This window comes from Dyella amyloliquefaciens, from assembly GCF_004296575.1.
Classification (GTDB): domain Bacteria; phylum Pseudomonadota; class Gammaproteobacteria; order Xanthomonadales; family Rhodanobacteraceae; genus Dyella; species Dyella amyloliquefaciens.
The window spans coordinates 403,295-428,462 of sequence record NZ_SAYT01000005.1 but is presented as its reverse complement, the minus strand read 5'-3'; the positions used below and the strand labels follow the sequence as shown (position 1 = coordinate 428,462).

22 protein-coding genes are annotated in these 25,168 nt (G+C 64.8%); 10 read left to right on the top strand and 12 right to left on the bottom strand.

The genetic code is table 11. The features are described from left to right. The first annotated feature begins 71 nt into the window (after nt 1-71). Nucleotides 72-560 (top strand): DnrO protein, encoded by a 489-nt coding sequence (locus EPB08_RS13715; protein ID WP_130619664.1) that lies wholly within the window; start codon nt 72-74, stop codon nt 558-560. Between the two features lie 42 nt (nt 561-602). Here the strand turns inward: EPB08_RS13715 and EPB08_RS13710 are convergent, their stop codons facing one another. Further along, entirely contained in the window at nt 603-2,714 is a 2,112-nt protein-coding gene (locus EPB08_RS13710) for a TonB-dependent copper receptor (protein WP_130619663.1), read from the bottom strand. A 70-nt stretch (nt 2,715-2,784) separates the two neighbouring features. Beyond that, nucleotides 2,785-3,108, bottom strand: coding sequence for a DUF2946 domain-containing protein (locus tag EPB08_RS13705; RefSeq protein ID WP_130619662.1), 324 nt, complete (start codon nt 3,106-3,108; stop codon nt 2,785-2,787). A gap of 223 nt (nt 3,109-3,331) precedes the next feature. Between EPB08_RS13705 and EPB08_RS13700 the strand changes: the two genes are divergently transcribed. After that, complete coding sequence (locus EPB08_RS13700) at nt 3,332-3,640, top strand: hypothetical protein (RefSeq protein ID WP_130619661.1); 309 nt, start codon at nt 3,332-3,334, stop codon at nt 3,638-3,640. Between the two features lie 9 nt (nt 3,641-3,649). Here EPB08_RS13700 and EPB08_RS13695 read toward each other — a convergent pair whose 3' ends face one another. The 5 genes from EPB08_RS13695 to EPB08_RS13675 all read right to left on the bottom strand — a co-directional run bounded on the left by EPB08_RS13695 (nt 3,650) and on the right by EPB08_RS13675 (nt 10,630). Continuing rightward, complete coding sequence (locus EPB08_RS13695; RefSeq protein ID WP_130619660.1) at nt 3,650-5,143, bottom strand: UbiD family decarboxylase; 1,494 nt, start codon at nt 5,141-5,143, stop codon at nt 3,650-3,652. Further along, nucleotides 5,140-5,964: a prephenate dehydrogenase gene (locus EPB08_RS13690; RefSeq protein ID WP_267873354.1), complete on the bottom strand. Its 825-nt coding sequence runs from the start codon at nt 5,962-5,964 to the stop codon at nt 5,140-5,142. Before EPB08_RS13690 ends, EPB08_RS13695 begins: the two co-directional genes overlap by 4 nt. Further along, nucleotides 5,948-7,879: a pyridoxal phosphate-dependent decarboxylase family protein gene (locus EPB08_RS13685; RefSeq protein WP_130619658.1), complete on the bottom strand. Its 1,932-nt coding sequence runs from the start codon at nt 7,877-7,879 to the stop codon at nt 5,948-5,950. Before EPB08_RS13685 ends, EPB08_RS13690 begins: the two co-directional genes overlap by 17 nt. A 3-nt stretch (nt 7,880-7,882) precedes the next feature. Beyond that, nucleotides 7,883-8,287 (bottom strand): SirB2 family protein, encoded by a 405-nt coding sequence (locus EPB08_RS13680; RefSeq protein ID WP_130619657.1) that lies wholly within the window; start codon nt 8,285-8,287, stop codon nt 7,883-7,885. A 66-nt stretch (nt 8,288-8,353) separates the two neighbouring features. After that, complete coding sequence (locus tag EPB08_RS13675) at nt 8,354-10,630, bottom strand: nitric-oxide reductase large subunit (RefSeq protein ID WP_130619656.1); 2,277 nt, start codon at nt 10,628-10,630, stop codon at nt 8,354-8,356. 245 nt (nt 10,631-10,875) lie between these two features. Here EPB08_RS13675 and EPB08_RS13670 point away from each other — a divergent pair, with 245 nt between their 5' ends. Then, nucleotides 10,876-11,286, top strand: a complete 411-nt coding sequence (locus EPB08_RS13670; protein WP_229238339.1) for a hypothetical protein — start codon at nt 10,876-10,878, stop codon at nt 11,284-11,286. 24 nt (nt 11,287-11,310) lie between these two features. Beyond that, nucleotides 11,311-11,811 (top strand): thiol peroxidase, encoded by a 501-nt coding sequence (tpx, locus tag EPB08_RS13665; protein ID WP_130619655.1) that lies wholly within the window; start codon nt 11,311-11,313, stop codon nt 11,809-11,811. Nucleotides 11,812-11,937: 126 nt separating this feature from the next. Here the strand turns inward: tpx and azu are convergent, their stop codons facing one another. Together azu and gap are read right to left on the bottom strand one after the other, a co-directional pair. Next, nucleotides 11,938-12,384, bottom strand: a complete 447-nt coding sequence (gene azu, locus EPB08_RS13660; RefSeq protein ID WP_130619902.1) for an azurin — start codon at nt 12,382-12,384, stop codon at nt 11,938-11,940. 189 nt (nt 12,385-12,573) lie between these two features. Continuing rightward, the gene (gene gap / locus EPB08_RS13655) at nt 12,574-13,587 is read right to left on the bottom strand and encodes a type I glyceraldehyde-3-phosphate dehydrogenase (protein ID WP_130619654.1); all 1,014 of its coding nucleotides are present in this window, start codon (nt 13,585-13,587) and stop codon (nt 12,574-12,576) included. 188 nt (nt 13,588-13,775) lie between these two features. Here gap and EPB08_RS13650 point away from each other — a divergent pair, with 188 nt between their 5' ends. After that, a complete protein-coding gene (locus tag EPB08_RS13650) occupies nt 13,776-14,249 on the top strand; it encodes an OsmC family protein (protein ID WP_130619653.1) in 474 nt (157 codons plus the stop codon). Between the two features lie 73 nt (nt 14,250-14,322). Next, complete coding sequence (locus tag EPB08_RS13645; RefSeq protein WP_130619652.1) at nt 14,323-15,135, top strand: S1/P1 nuclease; 813 nt, start codon at nt 14,323-14,325, stop codon at nt 15,133-15,135. Nucleotides 15,136-15,189: 54 nt separating this feature from the next. Here EPB08_RS13645 and EPB08_RS13640 read toward each other — a convergent pair whose 3' ends face one another. After that, nucleotides 15,190-17,283, bottom strand: a complete 2,094-nt coding sequence (locus tag EPB08_RS13640; RefSeq protein WP_130619651.1) for an alpha/beta hydrolase family protein — start codon at nt 17,281-17,283, stop codon at nt 15,190-15,192. 577 nt (nt 17,284-17,860) lie between these two features. Here EPB08_RS13640 and pyk point away from each other — a divergent pair. The 3 genes from pyk to EPB08_RS13625 all read left to right on the top strand — a co-directional run bounded on the left by pyk (nt 17,861) and on the right by EPB08_RS13625 (nt 21,014). Beyond that, nucleotides 17,861-19,333 (top strand): pyruvate kinase, encoded by a 1,473-nt coding sequence (gene pyk, locus EPB08_RS13635; RefSeq protein WP_130619650.1) that lies wholly within the window; start codon nt 17,861-17,863, stop codon nt 19,331-19,333. 81 nt (nt 19,334-19,414) lie between these two features. Further along, entirely contained in the window at nt 19,415-19,864 is a 450-nt protein-coding gene (locus EPB08_RS13630) for an energy transducer TonB (RefSeq protein WP_205746354.1), read from the top strand. 142 nt (nt 19,865-20,006) lie between these two features. Beyond that, a complete protein-coding gene (locus tag EPB08_RS13625) occupies nt 20,007-21,014 on the top strand; it encodes a class I fructose-bisphosphate aldolase (RefSeq protein WP_130619649.1) in 1,008 nt (335 codons plus the stop codon). 269 nt (nt 21,015-21,283) lie between these two features. Here the strand turns inward: EPB08_RS13625 and EPB08_RS13620 are convergent, their stop codons facing one another. Beyond that, a complete protein-coding gene (locus EPB08_RS13620) occupies nt 21,284-21,886 on the bottom strand; it encodes an outer membrane protein (protein WP_130619648.1) in 603 nt (200 codons plus the stop codon). 238 nt (nt 21,887-22,124) lie between these two features. Further along, nucleotides 22,125-22,757, bottom strand: a complete 633-nt coding sequence (locus EPB08_RS13615) for a porin family protein (RefSeq protein WP_130619647.1) — start codon at nt 22,755-22,757, stop codon at nt 22,125-22,127. Nucleotides 22,758-23,002: 245 nt separating this feature from the next. Here EPB08_RS13615 and tkt point away from each other — a divergent pair, with 245 nt between their 5' ends. Then, nucleotides 23,003-25,006 (top strand): transketolase, encoded by a 2,004-nt coding sequence (tkt, locus tag EPB08_RS13610; RefSeq protein WP_130619646.1) that lies wholly within the window; start codon nt 23,003-23,005, stop codon nt 25,004-25,006. Nucleotides 25,007-25,168 lie beyond the last annotated feature (162 nt).

Genomic DNA, 25,168 nt, shown 5'->3' with positions numbered 1-25,168 from the left:
TGACATGCGTCAGGGGAGATGCCGATACCCGGGCCTATGCTCGACTTCACTACGATGCAGGAGTCACCCGCATGTCCAGATCGCGATTGGCGCTATTGCTGTGCAGTGCCCTGGCGCTCGCCGCCCCGGTGTGCGCCGCCCCCCAACATGACCATGCGGCACACGCCGCCTTCGATGGCACGCAGGTGCCGGTGCCTACGCCGCGCTGGATAGCCGACGAGCCGCTGCGCGAAGGCATGGGTCGCATCCATCAGGCGCTTGATGAGCTCCGTCACCACGAGATGGGCCATATGAGTGATGCGATGGCGCAGGATCGCGCCGGCCTGATTCTCGATGCCGGTGCCTATATCTTCGCCCACTGCAAGTTGCAGCCGCAGCAGGATGCCGTGCTGCACAGCATGCTGGTGCCGCTGTTGTCGGCGGCGCAGAAGCTCAAGGACCGACCGCAGGACGTGGCCGAAGTGGCCGCCATGCGCAAGGCGGTGGCCGACTATCCGCGTTACTTCGACGATCCGGCCTGGACGGCGGATGCGCCGGCGGAACATTCGCACCACGAGTAGCCGGTGTCGCGGAGGACGGCAGGCGCCGCCCTCCGCTTTGACTCAATACTTCACGTCCAGCTTCAGCCAGAACGTGCGGCCCGGTTCGTTCACCCGCACCGTGTTGACGTAACCCACCAGGCCCGCCGTGGCCGCATTGACGTGTTCGGCGTAGGTCTTGTCGAACAGGTTGTCGATGCCGGCGCTCACGGTCGTTGCGCGGTCGATGCGATAGCCTCCATTGAGCGAGAACACGCCGAACCCGGCGCTGGGGCCAAGGTCCTGGCCGACGATATTGCCTTCGCCCAGTGCCACGCGGTGCTGCGCGGCCGCCAGTCGCCATAGCCCGCCTACGGACCACACGCCGGTGTCGTAGGTGAGGCCGAAGCGCGTTTCCAGTGGCGGCATCTGCGGCAAGGGTCGATGTTCGGTACGGTTTTCGCCCCAGGTCCAGGCCAGCGTCGCGTCGACCTTCCAGCGTTCGCTGAGGCTGTAGACCAGTCCTGCTTCGGCGCCGGCGATGCGGGCATCGACATTGCTGGCCTTGCCTGCGCTCATGCCCGAGCCGTAGTCCATCAGGATGAAGTCGCTGACCACACCCGCGTAACCGGAGACCCAGGCCTTGAGCTTGCTGTCGTGATACTGCAGGCCGATGTCGAGCTGGGTGGTCTTTTCCGGCTTGAGTTGCTCGAAGCTGGCGAGTGCCTTGTCGGCATGCCCGCCGAACAGCTCCCAATAGTCGGGGAAGCGCTCCACATGGCCGATGCCTGCGTAGAACGTCGCGGGCGTCGCGGCCAGGTCGCGCTCATAGCGGATGAATCCCGAGGGAAGCGTCTGCGACCGGCTGGCGTCGACGGTCGGGGCGGGGGATCCCATGCCACTCATGTTCATCATGCCGCCCATGCCCGACATCGATGTGTCGTTGGGAAGGTCGTATCCGCGTGTCTGTGCACGATCGAGGCGCGCGCCGGCGATCCATCGTTCGCGCTCGGCGACGTTCCAGTTGAGCTCGCCGAACGCACCCAGCATGTCCATGCGTGCATCACGCATGCGCGGCTGGGTGCGGTAGTCCGGCAGCATGCCGCCCGGCGGGCCGCCCATGCGGCTGGTGTGCACGCTGGAGGAGCCGTCGATGCCGGCCTGCAGTTTCCATGCCTCGCTCCAGTCGAAGGTGCCGACGACGCGACCACCTACGGTCTTGCGATCGACGTCGCTGGCCATCGCCATCGGCATCATGCTCGACGGATCGGGATGGCGCAGCGTGTAGTTGTCCATCACGTGGTCGGTGTAGTTGTAGTAGAGCTGCGCCTCGATATGGCTGAACACGGCATCGGGCCGGTCGTGTTCGATCTTCAGGCCCGCGCTCTCGCGCAGGAATTGCGCTCCATCCATGCCGCTGAAAGCGTAGGCGGCCTGGCCATCGCCCTTGCCGGCGGAAAGTTCGACGCGCGTGTTGTCGTCGGGCGTCCAGCCCACGGCGGCATCGGCATTCCAGCGGTCCCAGGACGAGTGCACGCGGTTGCCGTCGCCGTCCTCGTAATCCTGGGCGTGCGTGTGGTTCCCGCTGACATTCATATAGACGTCCGGCGTACCGGCGCGCACATCGATCATCTGGTCGTTGCGTCCGGCCGAGCCGCCGAGCAGGCTGCCTTCCAGCGAGGCATCCGTCTTGGTGTAGCGCTTGAAGTCGCGCTCGAACAACACGGTGCCGGCGGAATTGCCTGGTCCATACAGCACGGTCTGCGGACCCTTGATCACCGTGACGCGGTCATACAGCTGCGGCGAGATATAGGCCGTTGGCGGATCCATGCGCGAGGGGCAGCCGCCACCGATCTGGCCGCCGTCGACCAGCAGGTTGAGGCGCGAGCCGGCCATGCCGCGCAGCATCGGGTCACCGTTGCTACCGCCTTTGCGGATGGTCGAGAAGCCCGGAATGCTCTTGAGAAAATCCGCGCCATCGCTGGCGGGTACGGGCTGGCGCGGGGCCTTGGGATCGGTCACCACGGTCAAGGGGCTTTCCTGCATGGGGGCCGTAACCACGATGGCAGGGAAGGTCAGTACGGCGTCGGTCGACGCGAGCGACGGCGATGCCACCGCATACAGCGCAAGCGCGATCAGGCAGGGAAGTGGCCGCGCATTGAAGGGCGCGCGTTCCCGGAGGGAATGTTCAGACATGGAGGTGTTCCGTTTTCGCAGGCAACAGGACGCCTGGCAGCCATGGGCCGCGAGAGCGACGTGAGGGGTTTCAACGCTGCGGGAAAACGGGAGGACCGCGTGGTGCAGCCGCCAGTACGGAGGGTTCCGCGCTGGGTGGTGCGCTGTACGAAAGGGGTAAGCCTGCCGGAAGCAGGTTGACAGTTGCCGGCAAGGGAGCTGCCAGCAGCATCGGATGATGGCTGAGCAGGCCGCAGTAGCCGCACTTTTCCATCGACGATGGGTGCGGCGCGAGGGGAGGGGCATGGTCGTGGGGACCATCGCAGTCCATGCCCATCGCCATCGCGGGTACATCGGCGACGGCGACGGTTTGCGAGACCACCGGCGCCACGATGGCAAGCCAGATGGCCGTCATGGCCAGCCAAGCTATCCAGCGTGGTGTTCGCGGGCGTATCACTCAAATCCCTGTAGGGTGTCGCAACCTTGCGTAGCGATTGCATCATCCCATGCGAACGATCACCGCATATGTGGCATGCCGTCGCGGCGCGATGTGTTCCAGGGCAGGTATCTGATGGATGTCAGTGAGCGGACGTGCCGCGTGGCACAGGATGGCGCATCGGCAACGAGGAACCCGTGTGATGATCGACTATATCCAGGCTTGGCAATGCATCGGTTGCGGCAAGATCGAAGCACCGCAGCCCTGTATAGGCGTATGCCGTGACCGCAAGGTCCTCATGGTGGGCAAGGACGATTACGAGCGTGCACAAGGCGAGATCGATGCGTTGCGCGCCCAGCTGGTGAAGGCGCACGCGATGCTGCAGCGCTTCGGCCTGGCCAAGCCGCACGATGGGCAATGGGAGCGTTCGTGGACAGCGCTGCAGGCGCAGCTGCGCGAGGCATTGGCTGTGCTCGAGGTGCCTGAGGAAGCGCGAGCGAAGGACCGCTGAAGCGGCGCGCTAGAGGGCAGCAGCATTTGCCGGGGACGTCGCCTTGAGCGCAGACCACAGGGCGTCGACGCGACGTTCCACCGCTTCATCGGGCACGATCGGACGACTCCAGCTGCGCGACGTCTCCCCAGGCCATTTGTTGGTGGCGTCCAGGCCCAGTTTCGAACCGATTCCCGCCACCGGACTCGCAAAGTCGAGATAGTCGATCGGCGTGTTCTCCACCAGCATGGCGTCGCGTGCCGGATCGACCCGCGTGGAGAGCGCCCACAACACCTGTGACCAGTCGCGCACGTCGATGTCCTCGTCGGTGATGATCACGAACTTGGTATAGGTGAACTGGCGAAGGTAGGACCACACGCCCATCATCACGCGCCTTGCGTGGCCCGCGTACTGCTTGCGGATGCTCACCACCGCGATGCGGTACGAACAGGCCTCGGGCGGCAGGTAGAAATCCACGATCTCCGGGAACACCTTCTGCAGGATCGGCACGAACACGTCGTTCAAGGCCATCGCCATCACCGATGGTTCGTCATGCGGTGCGCGGCCCATGTAGCTGCCGTGGTAGATCGCGTCGCGCCGCAGGTGCATGCGTTCGATGGTGAATACCGGGAAGTGATCCTGTGCGTTGTAGTAGCCCGTGTGGTCGCCGAAGGGACCTTCCAGCGCCGTATCCCGTGGATGGATGAAACCCTCCAGCAGGATCTCGGCTCCGGCCGGCGCATCCAGGTCGGTGAGTGCGCTGTGCCAGGTGCGCGTGCGCTGGCCACGCAGCAGTCCGGCGAACTCGTATTCGGAAAGCGTATCCGGCACCGGTGCCACGGCGGCCAGCATGGTCGCCGGATCGGCACCGATGGCTACCAGCACCGGGAACGGCTGCCCGGGGTGGGCGGCCTGCCAGTCCGCGAAGTCGAGCGCACCGCCGCGATGCGGCAGCCAGCGCATGATCACTCGATTGGCGCCGATCACCTGCTGGCGATAGACCGCCACGTTCTGGCGTGGCTGACGCGTGCCGCGCGTGACGACCAGACCAAAAGTGATCAACTCGCCGGCGTCGCCGGGCCAGCAGTGCTGGATAGGCAGGCGCGAGAGGTCGATGTCCGTACCGCGCAGGGTTTCGCACTGGAATGCAGCTTCGGGGGTGCGTCGCGGCGCCACGTGGGCCAACTGGGCCAGTTCCGGCCAGGTATCCAGTGCCTGGCGCAGATTGGACGGCCAGCGCGGCTCCTTGATCGAGGCCAGCAGCCGGCCCAGTTCACGCAGCGAAGCGAGGGGGCGTCCGGCCAGCGCCAGTTCGATACGGCGTCGATGGCCGAACAGGTTGCCCAGCAACGCATGGCTCGCGCCGTGTGGCTGCTCCATCAGCAGGGCGGGACCCTGTTCGCGCAGTGCGCGCAGGCTGAGCGAGGTGGATTCCAGATAGGGATCGACAGGCGCGGCGACTCGCCGGAGCTGACGTTCGCGTTCGAGCTGTTCGAGAAAGCTGCGGAGATCGTGGTGGCTCATGAGGGCGGTTCGTTCATGTCCGGAATGGACAGCGCAGCGCCTTCCGCGTCGGACAGGCGGCGGTGGATCGCGCCGAGATGTTCGATCAGGGCGGCGCGCGCCTCGGCGGCATAGGGGTTCTCGCGCTGGATGGCGGCGAACAGGTGGCCGGCATCGCCGCGCACGGCGGCCAGCATGTTGGCGAGGCCGAGGAAGGAGGGTGGCGCCATCGACAGGTCTTCGCCGATACCCATGTCCACCAGTGCCTTGGCGATGAAGAACGCCAGCGCATGTGTTTCGGCCATGGCGCGATCGTGACTTGCTGCGTCGCGTTCGATGACTTCGCAGCCCAGCGATTCGAGCAGGCTGCGCGTACGGCGGGCTGTTTCGGGATGCAGCTCACTTGCACAAAGCACGGTGCGTAATGGGCGTTCGCCGCGTGCCAGGCTGAGCGGACCGAACAGCGGATGCGTGCCGGCGTGTTCGATGTCCGCGCCCAGCAGCTCGTCCATCAGGCGGCAGGGCAGCTCTTTCACGCTGCCCACATCGATGACCGTCTGTCCCTGGCTGAGCAAGGGTTTCAGTTCACGCAGCACGCTTTCGATCGCGGGTACGGATACGGCCAGCACGATCCAGTCCGCGCCGTCGATGGCTTCCGCCAGCGAGGCGCGTCGCAGTGCTATTGGTACCGCTGCGTTCGGGTCGAACACAGCCACCGTGTGTCCCGCATCGTGCAGAAGATCGGCGAAGGCCTGGCCGAAGCGGCCGTAGCCGAGCAGGGCGATGGTCATGTGGCGAGCCTCGTGCGCTTGGACAAGGTCGCTACTATGCCGCGTCCGCACGCGTCAGCGCGTGTATCTGGGACCCCAGGAATTCGAAGTAACGTTCGATGTAGCTGCGGCCGTGCTGCGCATCGAGCAGGTAGGGATTCATCAACGTATGGCGCAGGATCATCAGGCGACCAGCCTCCTGGCCCGGCGCCAGGGTGCTGGCATCAAGCCCGAGCGCGGCGAGGATGCGCGCCGTGTCGAGTGGACCCAGCCGCTCGGGCTGCAGGCTGGTCATCGAGCCGAAGAACTCCTTCATCTGCAGCGGTCGCGACGGATCGCAGCGCAAGGAGTCGTACAGGCGTTGAACGAATGCATTGGCTTGGGCCACCCGCGTATTGCCCCACGGGTTGATGGCGAGGCAGACCAGGTTGCTGTCCGGCTCGAACGGCACCAGCACATGGGCACGCCCCACCATGGTGGCGGCGAACTTCTGCGCTGCGGCATGGAACGCTTCGGCGGCGTGAATGGTCGCGCCTGTGAGACGTCCGAAATGCGTATGCTCCAGTGGCATGACCTGGTGCGCGACATAGGCTGCCGCTGCCGAGGCGCCGGGCTTGGAGCCCTCGGGGATGAACTGGCCGAGGCTGCGGTAGCGCGTCATGTAGTCGGTCGGTGCGTTTCCGTTGAACACGTAGTCGGCCTGCTCCACCAGCAGGGTCATGGCGCGATGGTCGCGGCACACGAAGGCGCCGGTGCCGTAAGGCAGGTAGCCGAGCTTGTGCGGATCGACGGTAACCGAATCCGTGTCGCCCAGCGCCGCAAAGGCAGCGTGCACATCGCGCGTGGGGAAATGCACGAAATCAGCGGCAACGTCCCTGAGGGCACGCAGCGAGCCGTCAGCATTGCGGAACAGGGTGGCGAGATAGCCGCCCCACGCGGCGTCGACATGCACGGCGAAATCAACGCCCTGCTTGCGCGACTGCTTTCTTGCGGCCAATACATCGTGGACCGGATCGATCGTGCCGTACTCGGTGCTGCCCAGCACGGCCACGCACATCAGCACGGGTTGTCGAGCCTGGGCGCAATGGTCGAGCGCGACATGCAGGGCGTCGGCGTCGAGCCGCATGCCCCGGGTCGGCAGCAACCTCAGCTGATCGCGACCCAGGCCTAGCAACTTCAGGCCCTTGCTCCACGAGTAATGCGCCGTGATCGGCGCCATCACCAGCGGGGGCTGCAATTGTGGGTGCGCCGCAAAGAAGGCGGGCAAGCCTCGCTGCTCGATGCGTTCGGCCTCCACCCGCGCCTGCCACGCCCTCGCCACATCCGCGCGCTGTGCGCCCAGCCAGCGTTGCCACGCCTCCAGCAAGGCGATGACTTCGTCCTGTCGGAGGTTGAAGGCATGCCAGTCATCATCCGGAAGGCCGAGGTCGGGTACGCGCGCCGCGCGCAGTGCCACCGGAAATGCCTTCAGCGCGAGCGCGAGTCGCAACGCCTGGTAGTTCGCCAGCGTGCCGCCCGAAGTCAGGTGGCCGAAGGCGCACTCGGGGCGGGACGGATCGCTGGGATAGCCGAGCATGCGCGCCAGTTGCAGGCCGACCTTTACCTCGAGCTCGACCGTGACCGGCGCTGCATCTTCGCAGACGTTGTTCGGGTTGTAGGGCAAGGTGAGCATGTGCGCGGCCAGCCCCGGCAGCAGCAGGTCGGACGCCATGTGGCCGATGTAGCGCGGGCTATGGAACGGTACCGATTTCTTCAGCGACGCGGAGAGCAGGTGCAGCTCGCGCCGCATGCGTGCCTCGAATGCGAGATAGTCCGGATGATGGGCAGCGGCGGTGGCGATGGCCGGCGGGTCTTCGGGGTGGAAGTTGCGGCGCCAGTAAACATGGTCGCGCAGGAACTCCACCATCAGCTTTTCCAGCAGGGTGTCGTTTTCGCCGTAAGGCCCGAGAAAACAGGCGTCCAGCACGTGATCGTGTGAAAAGGTCATGGGTCAGGCGAACCAGAGATAGAGCCAACCCAGCGGATGGTGGGCCCGGGCGATACCGATGATGGTGATGTAGGTCAGCACGGCCGCGGCGTAACTAAGGTGGCGTAGGGCGGGTGAGCCGGAGCGGCGCATTGCCAGCACGCCCAGGGTTACGTACGTGACCACCAGCACCAGCTTGGTGGTCAGCCAGCCGTTGGCGAACATGCCGCGTGGCAGGATGGTGAGCAGCATCATCGCGGCGGTGATAAGGGTGGTGTCGATGGCGTAGCTGAGCCAGCGCAATGGCGCCCATTGCGCCAGCTCTCCGCGACCGGCCTGCACCAGCAGGCCACGCAGGGCGAACAGCGTGCCGCTGGCGATGATGCACGCGATGTGCAGCCATTTGATCTGGGGATAGAACTCGAGCATGAGAGTCTTGGGTGTCTGTTGTCCGGGGAAGCGAAGGGGCGTGCCGGCCGGCACGCCCCTTCGCCTTCATCGACCGTCGCGTACCGTCTGGGAATTCAAAGCGGGCTTGCGTCCGGTAGCCAGCCACAGCGAGGCGACGAATACCGAAACCAGCGCTGCACCCACTGCGAACAGGCTGTCGCCCGGTACGCGCAACCACACCAACAGGTGTACCAGCGGCGTATCCATCACTTCGGCCGAGCGCGCGAACCAATAGCCGTGTTCGAGCGCCGCGTGGAGCTGGATCAGGCCCAGCGGCAGCAGGGTGAACAGCGCCATCATGGTGAGGCCGATATTGAGCAGCCAGAACGCGGCGCGCAGCCAGCCTTCGCGCCACTCCGCGTCGGGTTTGATGCCGCGCAGGCAGAACAGCATCAGTCCCAGGCCCAGCATGCCGTACACGCCGAACAGTGCCGTGTGGCCGTGCAATGGAGTGAGGTTGAGGCCCTGCATGTAGTACAGCGCGATCGGCGTGTTCACCAGGAAGCCGAACATGCCGGCGCCCACCAGGTTCCAGAAGCTCACTGCTACGAAGAACATGATCGGCCAGCGGTAGCGGGCCATCCACGGTGCGGAGTGCTGCTTGCGCCAGGTGTCATAGGCTTCCATGCCGATCAGCGCCAGCGGCACTACTTCCAGCGCCGAAAAGCTGGCACCCAGTGCGAGCACGGCGGTGGTCGTGCCGGTGAAGTACAGGTGGTGCAGCGTGCCCAGCACGCCGCCGGCCATGAACACGATGGTGGCGAACAGTACGTTGGTGGTGGCGCTGCGTGCGCGCAGCAGGCCGAGGCGGACAAACAGGTAGCTGATCACCGCGGTGGCGAACACTTCGAAGAAGCCTTCCACCCACAGGTGCACCACCCACCAGCGCCAGTACTCCACCATCGCGATATGCGTGTGCTCGCCCCACATCAGGCCGGCGCCGTAGAGCAGGCCGATCGCGACCGTCGAGAGGAACAGCAAGCCGACGATGGAGGACGTGTCGTCCTTTCGCTGGATCGCGGGCCACAAGCCACGGCCCACCAGGAACAGCCACAGCATCAGGCCGATGAACAGGAAGATCTGCCAGAAGCGGCCCAGATCCACGTATTCCCAGCCCTGATGGCCGAACCAGAAGTTGTACTTGAGGCCCATCTTGTCCATCACCGCGAACCACTGGCCGGCAAAGGCGCCCACCACGATGATCAGGAGGCACACCCACAGGAAGTTCACGCCGATGCGCTGGAACTTCGGTTCAAAGCCGCCGATCATCGGCGCGATGTATAGGCCTGTACCCAGCCAGGCGGTGGCGATCCACAGCACCGCAAGCTCGGTATGCCAGGTGCGCGTGAGGCTGTACGGCAGCACATTGGCCAGCGCGTAGCCGTACACGTCCTGGCCTTCCACCTGGTAGTGGGCCGTCGTGGCACCCAGCAGGATCTGCACCAGGAACAGCGCCATCACCACCCAGAAGTACTTGGCGGTGGCCTTCATCGACGGCGTCGCCTTGAATGCGGCAAGCGGATCGCTCGCGGGCGGCTGCGCCGGTGCTTCCTTGTGGCTCTGCACGGTGTGGTACCAGCCCAGCAGGCCGATGCCGCAGATCAGGAAGATCACGCTGAACACCGACCACATCAAGGCCGTTGGCGTGGGTGTGTTGCCCACCAGCGGATCGTACGGCCAGTTCTGCGTATAGCTGATGGTGTGGCCGGGGCGTTCCGCGGCCGCTGCCCAACTGGTCCACCAGAAGAACGCGGTGAGCACGCGGCGATGTTCCATCTCGCCCACGGTGTTGTCGCGCATGGCATACGCCTTGCGCAGCTGCGCCGTCGCCGGATCGTTGCTGAAGAGGCTGTCGTAGTGCGCGCCCACCGTTGCCATCGCTTGTGCGCGAAGGTTCGAGACGGTGATGGTGCCCTTGTCGGCGTCGTAGGTATTGTGGCGAAGCTCCTGCTGCACGCGTGCCTTCAGCGCGGCCTGGCGCTCGACATCAAGGGTGCTGAACGAAGCGGCGCCTTCATCCTTGGCGAGCAGTTCCAGCATGGCGTCGGCTTCGCGATGCAGCCAGTCGGCACTCCAGTCCGGCGCCACCAGCGCGCCGTGACCCCAGATGGTGCCCAGCTGCTGGCCGCCGATGCTTTGCCATACCTGGCGGCCTTCGTCGACATCGGCGCCGGAGTACAAGGTCTGGCCGTCGGTGGTGACCACGGCCTGGGGTAGCGGGGGTGCCTGCTGGTGCACTTCGCCGCCGATCCACAGCAGGACACCAAAAGAAACCAGCAACAAGGCTGTGAGCCAACACCATAATTTTCGTGTACTGCTCATAACGCATCTCCCTGAACGTTGCGGAGATGCTCTGGGCGCTCCAGGGCTGAGGCGATGACGCAAGTCAAAGCATTTTCATGCGGCCCACGACGAAATGCCGCGCGTCGTTTGGCCGTCCGACGATCTCGGGCGGGCGATCGATGACGGGGTCCGCTTTGACCCGGGTCAGGGAATTCCAGTGGGTTCCGGTGGCCTCATGTCGTTGGACGCGCGGAGACAACACCGGCATGTGGTACCCACTTCTTTTGCTGCTGCACCTTTCCTGCGCCATCGTGTTCGTGGGAGCGGTGGCCTTCGAGGTGCTGATCCTGGACGCGCTGCACCAGACGTTCGACCGAACCACGATGGAGCGCATCGAGCAGGCGGTGATGCAGCGTGCACGGCGCGTGATGCCGTGGGTGGTCGGGACGCTCTATGCGAGCGGCGTCGCCATGTTTACCGTTCGTTGCGCCGGGCTGCGCTGCCTGCACACCCATTTCGGCTGGCTGCTGCTGACCAAGGTGACCCTGGCGCTGGCGGTACTGGCGGTTTTCGTGAGGGCGGTGCAGGCACGCGGCGGCCGGATCGACCCCTGCAGCTTCCGTCGCACCCACCACATCGTGCTGGCGCTCATGGTGGGCATCGTCTTTCTGGCCAAGGCCATGTTCTACTTGTAGGCCCTGTCCAACGAGGTGTCCCCCATGTCTCAGGTAACGCTCAAGGGCCAAGCGGTCCAGGTCGACGGTCATTTTCCCGCCAAGGGCGAGCACGCACCGGCGTTTTCGCTGGTCGGCAAGGATCTTGCCGATGTGACGCTGGCCAGCTTTGCCGGCAAGCGCAAGGTGCTCAACATCTTCCCCAGCATCGATACGCCGACCTGCGCCACGTCGGTGCGCCGCTTCAACGAGAAGGCCGGCCAGCTCGACAACGCCGTTGTGCTCTGCATCTCCGCTGACCTGCCGTTCGCTCAAGCCCGCTTCTGTGGCGCGGAAGGCCTCAGCAACGTGGTCACCCTGTCGACCCTGCGCGGTCACGATTTCCTGAAGCACTATGGCGTCGCCCTTGCCTCCGGCCCGTTGGCCGGCCTGGCTGCGCGTGCCGTCGTGGTGCTCGACGCCAACGACCAGGTCGTGCACAGCGAGCTGGTGGGAGAGATCGCGAACGAACCGAACTACGACTCGGCGCTGGCTTCGCTGGGCTGAGGCTTGTAGCTCGCAGACAGGAAAAGGGCCGGTCACGAACCGGCCCTTTTCTGTTAGGTCATCAGGCACAAAAAAAGCAGCCAGCCGAAGCTGGCTGCTTCCCCGATCCACCGGGGCTCACGCTTGTTACTTGCCCAGCGCCAGCGTGCCCTTCATCAGCGCGGCATGGCCCGGGAAGGTGCAGAAGTAGGCGTAGGTTTCGCCGGCCTTGAGCTTGGCCACCGGCACGGTCACGGTGTCGGACTCGCCGCCGCCTACCAGCTTGCTGTGGGCAATGACGCGGGTGTCGTCAGCCTTGACGTAGTTCTGGTCGGCGCCGGCCTTCATGCCGTCGGCGATGATGCCGGCCTCGTCCGCGGAGTGGCCCAGCACCCAGTTGTGGCCCATCGAGGCCTTGGGCAGCTTGCCGGTGTGCTTCAGCGTGACGGTGAACTGCTTGCAGGTCTTGGGAATTTCGATGCTCTTCTGGTTGAACTGCATGGCATCGTTGCCCTCGATGGTGGTGCTGCAGTCGGCAGCCCACAGCGGCGCGGCGAACAGGCCGAGCAGGGCGAGGGCAAAAGTCTTGCGGATCATGGGGACATCTCCGTCATTAGGGTCAGGAAGGGCGTGACGATAATGATTCGCGGTTGATCCGCCAGGCGCTGATCTGGATCAGCTCGATGCGCGTACCACCCGCATCGCGACATTGCACCGCATGGGCTTGCTGCAACAAAAAAGGGCCGGACAAGCCGGCCCTTTTTCTATGACCCGATGCAGGACTTACTTGGCAGCCATCAGTGCGATGGTCATGTCGAGCATGCGGTTGGAGAAGCCCCACTCGTTGTCGTACCACGACAGCACCTTCACCAGCGTGCCTTCCATGACGCGGGTCTGGGTCGCGTCATAGGTGGAAGAGGCCGGGTTGTGGTTGAAGTCGATCGACACCAGCGGCTGCGTGTTGACGGCCAGGATGCCCTTCAACGGGCCGTTGGCGGCTTCGCTGACGATCTGGTCGATCTCTTCCTTGGTGGTCGGGCGCGAGGCGTCGAAGGTGAGGTCGACGACCGACACGTTGATGGTCGGCACGCGCATGGCGAAGCCGTCCAGCTTGCCGTTGAGTTCCGGCAGCACCAGGCCCACCGCGGCGGCGGCGCCGGTCTTGGTCGGGATCTGCGAGTGCGTGGCCGAACGGGCACGGCGCAGGTCGGAGTGGTAGACGTCCGTCAGCACCTGGTCGTTGGTGTAGGCGTGGATGGTCGTCATCAGGCCGCGCTGGATGCCGATCTTCTCATGCAGCACCTTGGCCAGCGGAGCGAGGCAGTTGGTGGTGCACGAGGCGTTGGAGATCACTTCCAGCTTGGAGGTCAGCTTGTCGTCGTTCACGCCGATGACGAAGGTGCCGTCCACGTCCTTGTCGCCAGGAGCCGAGATGATGACCTTCTTGGCGCCGGCGGCGAGGTGGGCGCTGGCCTTGGCCTTGGAGGTGAACAGGCCGGTGCACTCGAGCACCACGTCCACGCCCAGGGCGCCCCAGGGCAGCTTCGACGGGTCGCGCTCCGCGCACACCTTGATGCGGTCGCCGTTGACGATCAGATCGCCGCCGTCCACCGACACGGTGCCCGGGAACTTGCCGTGCGCGGTGTCGTACTGGGTCAGGTGCGCGTTGGTCTCGGCGTTGCCGAGGTCGTTGATCGCAACGATCTGGATCTCGTTGGTGCGACCGGCTTCGTACAATGCGCGCAGAATGTTGCGGCCGATGCGACCGTAACCGTTGATGGCGACCTTGATGGCCATGTGACAGCGTCCTCCGGAGTGAGGTGACGGAATTGGCGGCTGTGGGTCCGCCGTAAAACCGTCATTTTAGCCTGAACCGGGGTGTCGCCTCATCCCGGGCCCCGGATCATCGCGGCCGGGCTGTTCAGGATCGGCCGAACACGCTTGAATCAACAGTTTGGCTCGAGGCTCGAGCCAGGGAGAGCTTCATGAGCGAGACAGAGCAGACTTTCGGCATCACGCTGGAGCAGGTATCGGACTACGAGTTCAAGGTCCGCTTCGACGAAACCGCCATTCCCGACCTGACCACCGACGAGACATCGCCGCTGGGTCGCGACGCCGGACCCAATCCCTCGCGCCTTCTGGCCGCCGCCGTGGCCAACTGCCTCAGCGCCAGCCTGCTGTTTGCCCTGCGCAAGTACAAGAACACGCCAGGCCAGCTCGGGGCCAAGGCCAAGGCGACGCTCGCGCGCAACGAGCAGGGGCGGTGGCGCGTCACTCATATTGCCGTCGACCTGCAGCTGTCGGACAAGGCCGAGTTGCTGGAGCATCTGGATCGCGTGCTGGCCCAGTTCGAGGACTTCTGCATCGTGACCCAGAGCGTGCGCCAGGGCATCAAGGTGGATGTGAGCGTCCATGATGGCGACGGCCGCTCGCTCGAGGTGCCGGGCGTCGAGGTGTAAGCCAGCCTCGCGTCAGCTTGTCACCTGGCTGTGGCAGACTTCGTGGTTCCTTATGCCCAAGAGCCGTCGTCACATGCTGTTTCCGCGTCGTTCCGCCATTGCCGCCCTCGTCTGTCTTGCGCTGGTCCCCGGCGCCCACGCGTGGGGCCAGTTGGGCCACAGCATCGTGGCCGACCTGGCACAGCGCCACCTGAGTCCTGCGGCCGAGGCCGAGGTGGAGCGACTGCTGGCGCCGGAGAACACCAAGTCGCTGGCGGACATCGCCAGCTGGCCGGACGAGATCCGCAACGATCCCGCCAAGGACGCGCTGTGGAAGCAGACCCGCGAACTGCACTATGTCGACTTCACGCACGGCGACTGCAACTACACGCCGCCGCGTGACTGCAAGGACGGCCAGTGCGTCGTCGCCGGCATCGATCACTACGTGCAGGTGCTGGGTGACAAGCGCCAGTCCGACGCGACGCGCCTGGAGGCGCTCAAGTTCGTGGTGCACTTCATCGGCGACGAACACCAGCCGCTGCACGGCGGCTCGCGTGATGACAAGGGCGGCAACGCCTACCAGGTGCAATTCAACGGCAAGGGCACCAACCTGCACAGCGTGTGGGACTCGGGCATGCTCAAGACCCGTGGCCTTGAGTACAAGGCATATGCCGACGACCTTGAATCGCGCGGCACCGTGACCTTGCCCAAGCCCATCGCGCCGTTCGACAACGCCTATGCACAGTGGGCGGAAGAGTCGTGCCAGATCTCGCGTGACATCTATCCCGAGGGCCACAAGCTTGACCAGGCTTATGTGGACAAGGAGCTGCCGGTCGTCGAGCTGCGCCTTCGCGAAGCGGGTCGCCGCCTGGCCGAGGTGCTCAACCTGACGCTTGCCGGGGGCTGAAGCCACGCTACCGGTGCCCGTCGAGCCTCGACGGGCACCGGGATGTTTCTGTAATTACGGTCCCTGGTTGACGCGGGCCGTTGGCGTGCCCTCGGCGACCGGTGTCGTAGGTGTGCCGATGTTGCGAGCGAGGAAGTCCAGCAGCTTCTGGTAACCCGCTTCGCGATGCGCCGGCAGGAAGAAGCCATGGCCTTCCTCGGGTTCGACCAGTGTGTCGTAGTGCTTGCCGTGCTGGTCGAGCGCCTTGGTGAACTCCTGGAAGTTCTTGAACGGGACGCGGTTGTCCTCTTCGCCGTGCATCAACAGCAGGTCGGACTTGATCTGCGCCGCGCCACTCAGCGGCGATCGCTTCAGCAGATCGTCGCGATCCGTGCCAAGTACCGCCGCCAGGTAGGCGTCGCCAAAATCGGTGCCCGGCCCATCGCCGTCGTCCAACTGCACCCGCATGTCGTAGACACCGGCCAGCCCCGCGGCGCAGCGGTACATGTCCGGTGTGCGCACCGCCGCCTCCAGTGCAGCGTAGCCACCGTAACTGGCGCCATAGATGCACATGCGCTGGGCGTCGGCGTAGCCCTGGGCAACCGCCCACCTCGTCGCATCGGTGAGGTCATCCTGCATGCTCAGGCCCCACTGCTTGTAACCCATGGTCTGGAACTGCGCGCCGTAGCCGCCCGAGCCGCGATAGTTCACCTGCAGCACCGCGTAGCCGCGACTGGCGAGCAGCTGCACTTCCGGGTCGAAATCCCACCCATCGGACACACCGTAGGGTCCGCCGTGGGGCAGCAGCACGAGAGGAAACGGCTGCTTGCCTTCCGGCGTGGTGAGGAATCCGTGCAGCACGAGCCCATCGCGGGCCTTCAACTCGATGGGTTCCTTCGGACGCATCTGGCCAGGATGGATCCAGGGTTCGGCATGCATCAGGAAGCTGGCCGTGTGGGTGCTCCGGTCGAACAGCAGATAGTCGCCGGGATTGCGGTCGCTCATGACGCGAACCACGGCATGTTGGCCATCGCGGGAGAAGCTGGAGAAATAGACGAGCTGGCCGGGAAAGCTCGCGGCGATCTGCTTGTTGAGCTTCGCCTCGTCGCTTTCTTCATTGAAGTAGTGCAGGCCGTCGCGCCCGTCATGGGTGATGACGGCATAGAAATCCTGGTTGTCGGAAGAGCGCAACAACTCGCCCGGGTCGGCGAACGTACCCTGGTAGAGCCGGGTTCGCTGTTGGGTCTGCATGTCCATCAGCTCGATGGAATCCGGTTGGCTGCCTTGGCGTACCCGGACGTAGAGCTTGTTGTTGTCGCGATTGAAGCCGATCGGGAGGATTTCCACGTGGGACTGCGCGGCATCATTGACCCGTTGCCAGGTGGCGTCATTGTTCGCGCGCGTCCACAGCTGTTCGCCCTTGAAGTCGCCGTTGGCCGTGGCGACGCGCACCTGGGCCGCGTGATCGGCGGTCAGCCAGGCGTTGCGTACGGGGGACTGGCCAAGAAGCGTTGCGGCGCCGCTGTGGGCATTGAGCTTTTCTATATCGGTGAAGGCGCCAGCGCGGGAGGCGCCGATGGTTCCCGTGTGGCCACTCGTGTAATCGAAGACGGCCACGAGGATTTCATCCTCGCCGACCGATTCGACCGCCAGGGGCATTGCGTTGGCCTGGCGCTTCAAACTGCCTGCGGTCAGGCTGCCTACCTTTCCTGCCGCATGCATGCCGCCGGCGCGCATGCCGAACAGGACGGCGCCGTGGGTTCCATCCGGATCGATCCCGATCAGTTCGCCCGTCATCTCCGGCGTATCCAGCGCGCGGCGCCTGACGGCCGGTGAAAGGAACAGGCGGTCGTGTTCACCCCAGGTATAGGCGGCCACCATGGTCCGGTTGCCGGCGCGAAGCGCCTGCAACGGTGCGCCGGTCTTGCCGTCCAGGACGGCCAGGTAGTTTTCGTAGGGGCTGCGGGGGTCCGGGACGATGGCCGCGAGATATTTGCCATCGGGAGAGAAGGTGACGTCGGAGACATCCGGAGCGCGGACAAAATCGGCGATGGATTCCTTGCCGACGGCAGGCGACGTCGTGTCCTCGGCGTGTAATGCAGGGGCGTTGGCGATGGTCAGCGCGGCGAGGAGTCCGGCAAGCGTCCTTGATGCGGTGGCAGGGTTCATCTCTTTCCCGTCATGGTGATGTCGAGCTGAAGTCCGTGCCTGGTGTCCTGTCAAACACGCACGCACGCGTGAGCTGCGCGGCCGTCTTGGCCGCGCGGGCAAGGCGCGAGATTTCCCCGGTGCTACGACGGATCCCCCGATCCTGTGCGGGCGGATGCTAGCGCAACGATCGGTGGCCGTATGCTGGCAAGAAGTTACGGTGGAGCGGGGACGCTGCAGTCCTTGAAGAAGCTGTGCTGCCTGCTTGGAATCTGCCAGTAATGACGCATCGCACCATCATCGGTTGCGCTCCGGGAATGTGTTTTGCGGCCGATATTGCGCAGGCACTACGCACAAGTCGGCAAGCAGACAAAGTGGGCGCGGAGTGGTGTCGCGATGACACCAGTCGTGTGGCATGTGGTGCTGCAGATTGCAGACCAGTCATCCTCGGGCACGCGTTCTTCTCTGGCACGTCGTGATACCAGTAGGGCTGAGTGGTTGGTATGCCAGAAGCAGTCCACTTGATGTCTGTGAGACGCACCTGAAAAGCCGGCTCAAAGCCTCTGGCGGATCGATCCAAATCTGCTAGGTTGGATCTATGACTACTGAATCTACGCTGCGACGCACAAAGATTGTTGCCACCCTCGGTCCCGCGACCGACGCTCCTGGCATGCTCGAAAAAATCATCGCGGAAGGCGTCGATGTGGTTCGCCTGAACCTCTCGCACGGCCAGCCGGACGATCACCGTGCGCGTGCCGTCGCCGTGCGCGATGCCGCGATCAAGCTCGGCCGCGAGGTCGGCGTGCTGGCGGATCTGCAGGGTCCCAAGATCCGCGTCGAGCGGTTTGCCAACGGTCCGGTGGAGCTTCGTGTGGGCGATGGCTTCGTACTGGATTGCAGTCCAGGCGCACCGCTGGGCGATAGCACCCGCGTCGGCGTGAGCTACTACGACCTGCCCAAGGACGTATCTGCAGGCGACGTGCTGTTGCTCGACGACGGCCTCGTCGCACTCACCGTCGAATCGGTGGTGGGTGCGGAGATCCGCTGCCGTGTGCTGATCGGCGGCAAGCTCTCCGACCGCAAGGGACTCAACCGCCAGGGCGGTGGCCTCTCGGTGTCCGCGCTGTCGGACAAGGACCGGGCAGACATCAAGCTGGCCGCCGAGATCGGCGCCGACTTCCTTGCCGTGTCCTTCGTGCGTTCGGCTGCGGATATGCACGAAGCCCGCCGCCTGCTCGAAGAGGCCGGTGGCAAGGCCTCGCTGGTGTCCAAGATCGAACGTGCCGATGCCATTCCCGTGTTGGGCGAAATCATCGACGCCTCGGACGTGGTGATGGTGGCGCGCGGTGACCTGGGCGTGGAGATCGGCGACGCCGAACTGCCGGGCCTGCAGAAGAAGATCATCCGCGAGTCGGTGCAGCGCAACCGCGCCGTGATCACCGCGACGCAGATGCTCCAGTCGATGGTGCGCTCGCCCATCCCGACCCGCGCCGAAGTGATGGACGTGGCCAACGCCGTGATCGACGGCACCGACGCCGTGATGCTGTCCGAGGAATCGGCGGCCGGCGCGCATCCTGACAAGGCCGTGGCCGCATTGCGCCGCATCTGCCTCGGCGCCGAGCGCCAGTTCGAGCCGAAGGAAGACCCGGCGACGCAGAGTCACCATCTCGACCGCACCGACCAGGCCATCGCACTCGCCGCGATGGTGCTGGCCAGCCAGCTGGGTGTGCGCGCAATCGTCGCACTGACCGAGTCGGGCGCCACCGCGCAGTGGCTGTCGCGTTATCGCAGCGCCGTGCCGATCTACGCGCTGTCGCCGTTCGACGATGCACGCCGCCGCATGTCCATCCTGCGCGACGTGCAGGCCGTGAAGTTCACCCACGTGTCGCAGACCCCGGCCGGTTCCGCGCGCGACGCGGTGCGCCAGCTGTTCGTGGAAGGCAAGCTTGCCGAAGGCGATCGCGTGGTGCTGACGCACGGCGACCACATCGGCCAGGGCGGCGGCACCAACACGCTCAAGCTGCTCTCGGTAGGCGCCGAAGGCGTGGTGGAGTGCCTGCGCGACCTGTAAGCGTGGGATCGACGTCGACTTGCGGTCCGTAAGGCTAGAATCGCGGTCGACGTCCCCCAACCCATGCGCAGGAGGTTTTCCATGAACATGAAGTCACGTCGCCGCATCCAGGCGATTTCGCTGGCCCTTGCGATGAGTGTGGCTGCACCGCTGCTTGCCCAGTCGCAGGCGCGCAAGGTGGGACCGGAGCACATCCAGTCGTACTGGATCATGCTCAACACCAAGGTCGATGCCGATGTCCCCAACAGCGGCTCCAATATGGACAAGCCCGGCTGCGTGGCGGTGACGTACCTGATCGGTTCCGACGGCATTCCGCGTAACGTCAACGTGGTCAAGGTGGTGCCGCAGAGCGATCTCGGTGCGGTGGCCAAGAGCGTGGCAGGCAACTTCCGCTACGGCCCCGCGCTGAAGAACGGGACGCACGAGCCGGTCGAAACCTACTTCATCGTGCCGTTCAACCTGCCGGCCGATGCTGCGCAGCGGCAATCCATCATCAACGCGTGCAAGCTGCCGGGATACGACCAGGCCTGAGCCTTGTCGCCACGGCCGCTCAGGGGCGCTCCGGCCCCTCTTGGCCAGATGCCATATACTTGCGGGCCTTTAAGCCTAGCCGCCCCTGCCAGGGCGGCTTCCACCTTGTGCGGCCCACACCGCCTAAGTACCCGGAGTTGTCATGAGCATCGAAGATCTCGAAAGCGTTGCCCTCGCTATGGTCGCGCCCGGCAAGGGCATCATCGCCATCGACGAGTCGACCAACACCATCAAGAAGCGTTTCGAGGCCGTCGGCATCGACAACACCGAAGAGAATCGCCGTGCCTACCGTGAGCTGCTGCTCACCACGCCGGGCCTCAACGAGCACATCTCCGGCGCGATCCTGTACGACGAAACCATCCGCCAGTCGACCAAGGACGGCGTGCCGTTCACGACGCTGATGAAGAAGAACGGCATCATCCCGGGCATCAAGGTCGACAAGGGCCCGGTGCCGCTGGCCGGCCATCCGGGCGACGTGGTGACCGAAGGCCTCGACGGCCTGCGCGAGCGCCTGCAGGAATACGTGAAGCTGGGAGCCCAGTTCGCCAAGTGGCGCGCGGTGATCAACATCTCCGAGGACAACCCGTCCTCCACCGCGATCGAAGCCAACTGCCATGCGCTGGCCCGCTACGCCGCGCTGTGCCAGGAAGCCGGCCTGGTGCCTATGGTCGAGCCGGAAGTGATCATGGACGGCGACCACAGCATCGAAGTCAGCTACGAAGTGCACGAAGCCGTGCTGCGCAGCCTGTTCAACGCGCTGTACGAGCAGAACGTGATGCTGGAAGGCACCATCCTGAAGGTCAGCATGGTCATCCCGGGCAAGGATGCGGACGAGCAGGCCGAGGTCGAGGAAGTCGCCGAAGCCACCGTGCGCGTGCTCAAGACCACCGTGCCGGCCACGCTGCCGGGTATCGTGTTCCTCTCGGGCGGCCAGTCGGACGAGCAGTCGACCGCTCACCTCAACGCCATGAACCGCATGGGCCCGCACCCGTGGCCGCTGTCGTTCTCCTACGGCCGCGCCATGCAGCAGGCTGCCCTCAAGCTGTGGGCCAAGGACATGAAGGCCAACTACGCCGACGCGCAGAAGACCGTCTTCGCCCGCGCGAAGGACAATGGTCTCGCCGCGCTGGGTCAGTGGAACGCGAAGTAAGCAGCCGATAAGCCCTTCTCCCACCGGCGACCGAAGGAAGTCCCCGTGGGAGAGAGGGGTTGGGGTGAGGGTGCGGTCTTGCCGTCACCTCTAGGATTACGCTCCGCCCGCACCCTCATCCGTTGCGACCACAGGGAGTCCCCGTGGGACCGGCACCTTCTCCCGGAGGGAGAAGGGTCTAGCTAGTTGGCGTCGCGTTTCCCTTGTTCCAAAGAAAACGGGCGCCTCGCGGCGCCCGTTTTTTGTTGCCCTGTTCCTGGAGACCCCGATCAGAAGCGGTATTCCGCGCTGACGGTGTACACGTTGGTCGGCAGGTGGATGTTCTTGTCGCTGTCGCTGGCCTGGTAGTAGTCGTAGTTCAGGCCCACGCTCCAGTTCTGCGCGACGTTGTAGCCCACGCCCACGCCGGCGTAGTAGTTGGTGCTGTTGAAGCGCACCGACTGCGGGTTGAACTTGTCGTTGGTCAGGCCCTCGCCCTTGGCGAAGAAGGCACCGCCACGCACTTCGCCGTACCACTTCGGGCTGAAGTTGTAGCGCAGGTCGAGGCCGGCGGTGGCACCCTGCAGCTTCGACTTGCCGTTGCCGTCGAGGCCCGCGGTGTACTGGCTGCGCGCATCGACGCGGCCCAGGTAGACATAACCCACCTCGACGCCGAGCGACGTCTCGGGATTGATCGCGAAACGGTAGCCACCCTTCACGGCACCGGCGAAGTCGCCGTTGTCATAAGGGCCCTTCTGGACCTGACCGTAGCCGGCGTTGGCGCCGACATACCAGCCCTGCTGGGCGTTCTGGCCGGCGTCCTGTGCAAAGGCGGCCGGAACAGCCACCAAACCGGCGGCAGCGAAAGCAAGGGCGAGCATGGTGTTCTTCATGGGGGTACTCCTCGATTCTTCGTCTTATTTGGGCCAGTCCACGGCGCCGGGGGTTCGGTCGTTCGCGGCTGGGCACCTCGTGCCGACGGTGCTGACCCTTAGATAGGGCCTGCCTCGAGAATTTCAACACTGGTTAGTACATTATTAAGATTAAATTAAGGTTGAGGCCGCCTTCAGGTCGCGGACAACAAAACGGGCGCCCTCTTGAGGGCGCCCGCGTGGTTTAGCAACATCTTGATTAGAAGCGATATTCGGCCGTGAGCGAAGCCGTGTCGGTGGACAGGTCCACGCCCTGCTTCTTGGCGTCGAAGTAGTCGTAGCTCAGGCCGAGGCTGAAGTGCTGGTTGAAGTCGTAGCCCAGGCCCGCACCGCCGTACCAGCTCACGTCGTCGAGATGGTGGCGGTTGAGGGAGTCGTTGTCGTAGCCATGGCCCTTCCAGCCATAGATGCCGGCGCGGCCACTCACATACAGGCCGTCCCACACATTGATCTTGCCGTTCACGCCGGCGGTCCAGCCGCGAAGGTCGTTTTTCTCGCTGGTCTGGTTGACGGGCTGGCTGTTGAAGATGTTCTTGAGCTTGTAATTGCCCTGGTCGTTGTAGCCGACCTCAACGCCCAGACCCATGTCCTGGCCCACCTTCCAGCGGTAGCCGCCGTTGAGGCCGTAGGTGGTCGGGTGGTCGTCGTAGGGGCCATTAGCCACATGGCCCTCGCCCACGCTGCCGTTGATGAACCAGTTGCCGCTGCCCACCGGCTGGTACGGCTGATAGTTGCCGTTGGCGGTGGTGGACGACGAGGCGTCCTGTGCGAACGCGGGGAGGGCGATCAGGCCGGTCGTGGCCATGGCAATGGCAAGTAGCGTCTTTTTCATGGGAGTACTCCATATGATCTTTTTAGGATCGATCCCTGAAAGAGCTGCGGGCCGGGGGAAGGGCTGGTCGCAGTCGCACCCTGTTCCCTGGGTGCTAGGGGATTAGAGCGGTCGGAGCCTGAAGGGTTTCCGTACCCCTTACCCAAAAATTAAGGACAAATTAAGGTGTTGGGCGTGGGACAGCGGTCCGCCAATCGGCGACAATGTGCGTTTTTAGCCGCCAGTCCCCCCGGAGAGCCCTCTCAATGACCACCCGCCGTGAACTTGCCAATGCCGTGCGCGCCCTCGCCATGGACGCTGTGCAACAGGCCAACTCCGGCCACCCTGGCATGCCGATGGGCATGGCGGATATCGCCGAGGTGCTTTGGAACGATTTCCTCCAGCACAACCCGGGCAACCCGAAGTGGTTCAACCGTGATCGCTTCGTGCTCTCCAACGGTCACGGCTCGATGCTGCAGTACGCCCTGCTGCACCTCACCGGGTACGACCTGCCGATGGAGCAGCTGAAGAAGTTCCGCCAGCTGCACTCCCGCACCGCCGGCCATCCGGAAGCCAGCGAAACCCCAGGCGTGGAAACCACCACGGGTCCGCTGGGCCAGGGTCTCGCCAATGCGGTGGGCTTTGCGCTGGCAGAGAAGGTGCTCGCCGACCACTTCAACCGCCCGGGCCACGAGATCATCAACCACCACACCTGGGTGTTCCTCGGTGACGGCTGCCTGATGGAAGGCATCTCGCACGAAGTCGCCTCGCTGGCCGGCACCTGGAAGCTGGGCAAGCTGGTCGCGGTCTACGACGACAACGGCATCTCCATCGACGGCGAAGTCCACGGCTGGTTCACCGACAACACGCCGGAGCGTTTCGAGGCCTATGGCTGGAACGTGATCCGCGGCGTCGACGGCCACGACCCCGAAGCGATCAAGCAGGCGATCGCCGCGGCGACCTCGCAGAGCGAGAAGCCGACCCTGATCTGTGCCCGCACCATCATCGGCTTCGGTTCGCCGAACAAGCAGGGCAAGGAAGAGAGCCACGGCTCTGCGCTGGGCAAGGACGAAGTCGCCGCGACGCGCGATGCGCTGGACTGGCGCTATGGCCCGTTCGAAATCCCTGCCGAGATCTACGCCGGCTGGGACCACAAGAAGGCCGGCGCCGAGCGCGAGCAAGCCTGGCACGATGCCGTGGCCAAGTACTCCGCGGCTTTCCCGGAGCTCGCTGCCGAGTTCACCCGCCGCATGTCCGGTGAGTTGCCGGTTGATTGGGCGGCCAAGTCGCAGGCCTTCGTCGACAAGCTGCAGGCGGACGGCGTGGACGTGGCGTCGCGCAAGGCCTCGCAGATGAGCATCGAGGCGTTCGCGCCGCTGCTGCCGGAACTGATCGGCGGTTCGGCCGACCTCGCCGGCTCCAACCTCACCAAGTGGAAGGGCAGCGTCGACGCCGGTAACGGCCACGACGCCAAGGGCAACTACGTGTACTACGGCGTGCGCGAGTTCGGCATGAGCGCGATCGCCAACGGCCTGGCGCTGCACGGCGGCTTCATCCCGTATGACGCGACCTTCCTGGTGTTCTCCGATTACGCCCGCAACGCGGTGCGCATGAGCGCGCTGATCCCCGCGCATGCCATCCACGTCTACACCCACGACTCGATCGGCCTGGGCGAAGACGGCCCGACCCACCAGCCGGTGGAGCACCTGGCCTCGCTGCGCTACATCCCGAACAACCACGTGTGGCGTCCGTGCGACGCGGTGGAATCGGCGATGTCCTGGAAGCTCGCCATCGAGCGCAAGGGCAACCCGGCGTGCCTGGTGTTCTCGCGCCAGAACCTCAAGCCGCAGCAGCGCAGCGCGCAGCAGGTGGCCGACATCGCCCGCGGCGCGTACGTGCTGTCCGATCCGCAGGACACCAAGTTCAAGGCCATCCTGATCGCCACCGGTTCGGAAGTGGAACTGGCGATGGAAGCGGCCCGCACGCTGGCGCAGCAGAACGTGCCGGTGCGCGTAGTCTCGATGCCGTGCACGGAAGTTTTCGACGCCCAGCCGCTGGAATACCGCGAAGCGATCCTGCCGGGCTGGTGCCGTGCACGCGTGGCGGTGGAAGCGGCGACGTCCGACTTCTGGCGCAAGTACGTCGGCCTGGACGGCGACGTGATCGGCATGACCACCTTCGGTGCCTCGGCGCCGGCGCCGCAGCTGTTCGAGCACTTCGGTTTCACCGTCGCCCATGTGGTCGATGCGGTGAAGCGCGTGATCGGCTGATGCGCTTTTTCCCTCTCCCCTCCGGGGAGAGGGCAGGCTGAGGGGTGGGTGCTCGCCTCGCGCCCCAAAAAAACGCCGCGATCATCGCGGCGTTTTTTTATGCCTCAGTTTCCACTGTAGGAGCGCACCCAGTGCGCGAAAAGCCTACGGAGCGGTAACGCC

Excerpts from the sequence above, each read along its gene's own strand:
- EPB08_RS13710 (WP_130619663.1), bottom strand. The coding sequence starts at position 2,714 with ATGTCTGAACATTCCCTCCGGGAACGCGCGCCCTTCAATGCGCGGCCA.
- gap (WP_130619654.1), bottom strand. The coding sequence starts at position 13,587 with ATGGCCATCAAGGTCGCCATCAACGGTTACGGTCGCATCGGCCGCAAC.
- EPB08_RS13675 (WP_130619656.1), bottom strand. The coding sequence starts at position 10,630 with ATGAGCAGTACACGAAAATTATGGTGTTGGCTCACAGCCTTGTTGCTG.
- EPB08_RS13695 (WP_130619660.1), bottom strand. The coding sequence starts at position 5,143 with ATGAGCCACCACGATCTCCGCAGCTTTCTCGAACAGCTCGAACGCGAA.
- EPB08_RS13700 (WP_130619661.1), top strand. The coding sequence starts at position 3,332 with ATGATCGACTATATCCAGGCTTGGCAATGCATCGGTTGCGGCAAGATC.
- EPB08_RS13685 (WP_130619658.1), bottom strand. The coding sequence starts at position 7,879 with ATGACCTTTTCACACGATCACGTGCTGGACGCCTGTTTTCTCGGGCCT.
- tpx (WP_130619655.1), top strand. The coding sequence starts at position 11,311 with ATGTCTCAGGTAACGCTCAAGGGCCAAGCGGTCCAGGTCGACGGTCAT.
- EPB08_RS13705 (WP_130619662.1), bottom strand. The coding sequence starts at position 3,108 with ATGACGGCCATCTGGCTTGCCATCGTGGCGCCGGTGGTCTCGCAAACC.
- EPB08_RS13620 (WP_130619648.1), bottom strand. The coding sequence starts at position 21,886 with ATGAAGAACACCATGCTCGCCCTTGCTTTCGCTGCCGCCGGTTTGGTG.
- EPB08_RS13640 (WP_130619651.1), bottom strand. The coding sequence starts at position 17,283 with ATGAACCCTGCCACCGCATCAAGGACGCTTGCCGGACTCCTCGCCGCG.
- EPB08_RS13645 (WP_130619652.1), top strand. The coding sequence starts at position 14,323 with ATGCTGTTTCCGCGTCGTTCCGCCATTGCCGCCCTCGTCTGTCTTGCG.
- EPB08_RS13715 (WP_130619664.1), top strand. The coding sequence starts at position 72 with ATGTCCAGATCGCGATTGGCGCTATTGCTGTGCAGTGCCCTGGCGCTC.
- EPB08_RS13680 (WP_130619657.1), bottom strand. The coding sequence starts at position 8,287 with ATGCTCGAGTTCTATCCCCAGATCAAATGGCTGCACATCGCGTGCATC.
- pyk (WP_130619650.1), top strand. The coding sequence starts at position 17,861 with ATGACTACTGAATCTACGCTGCGACGCACAAAGATTGTTGCCACCCTC.
- EPB08_RS13650 (WP_130619653.1), top strand. The coding sequence starts at position 13,776 with ATGAGCGAGACAGAGCAGACTTTCGGCATCACGCTGGAGCAGGTATCG.
- EPB08_RS13625 (WP_130619649.1), top strand. The coding sequence starts at position 20,007 with ATGAGCATCGAAGATCTCGAAAGCGTTGCCCTCGCTATGGTCGCGCCC.
- EPB08_RS13615 (WP_130619647.1), bottom strand. The coding sequence starts at position 22,757 with ATGAAAAAGACGCTACTTGCCATTGCCATGGCCACGACCGGCCTGATC.
- EPB08_RS13630 (WP_205746354.1), top strand. The coding sequence starts at position 19,415 with ATGAACATGAAGTCACGTCGCCGCATCCAGGCGATTTCGCTGGCCCTT.
- tkt (WP_130619646.1), top strand. The coding sequence starts at position 23,003 with ATGACCACCCGCCGTGAACTTGCCAATGCCGTGCGCGCCCTCGCCATG.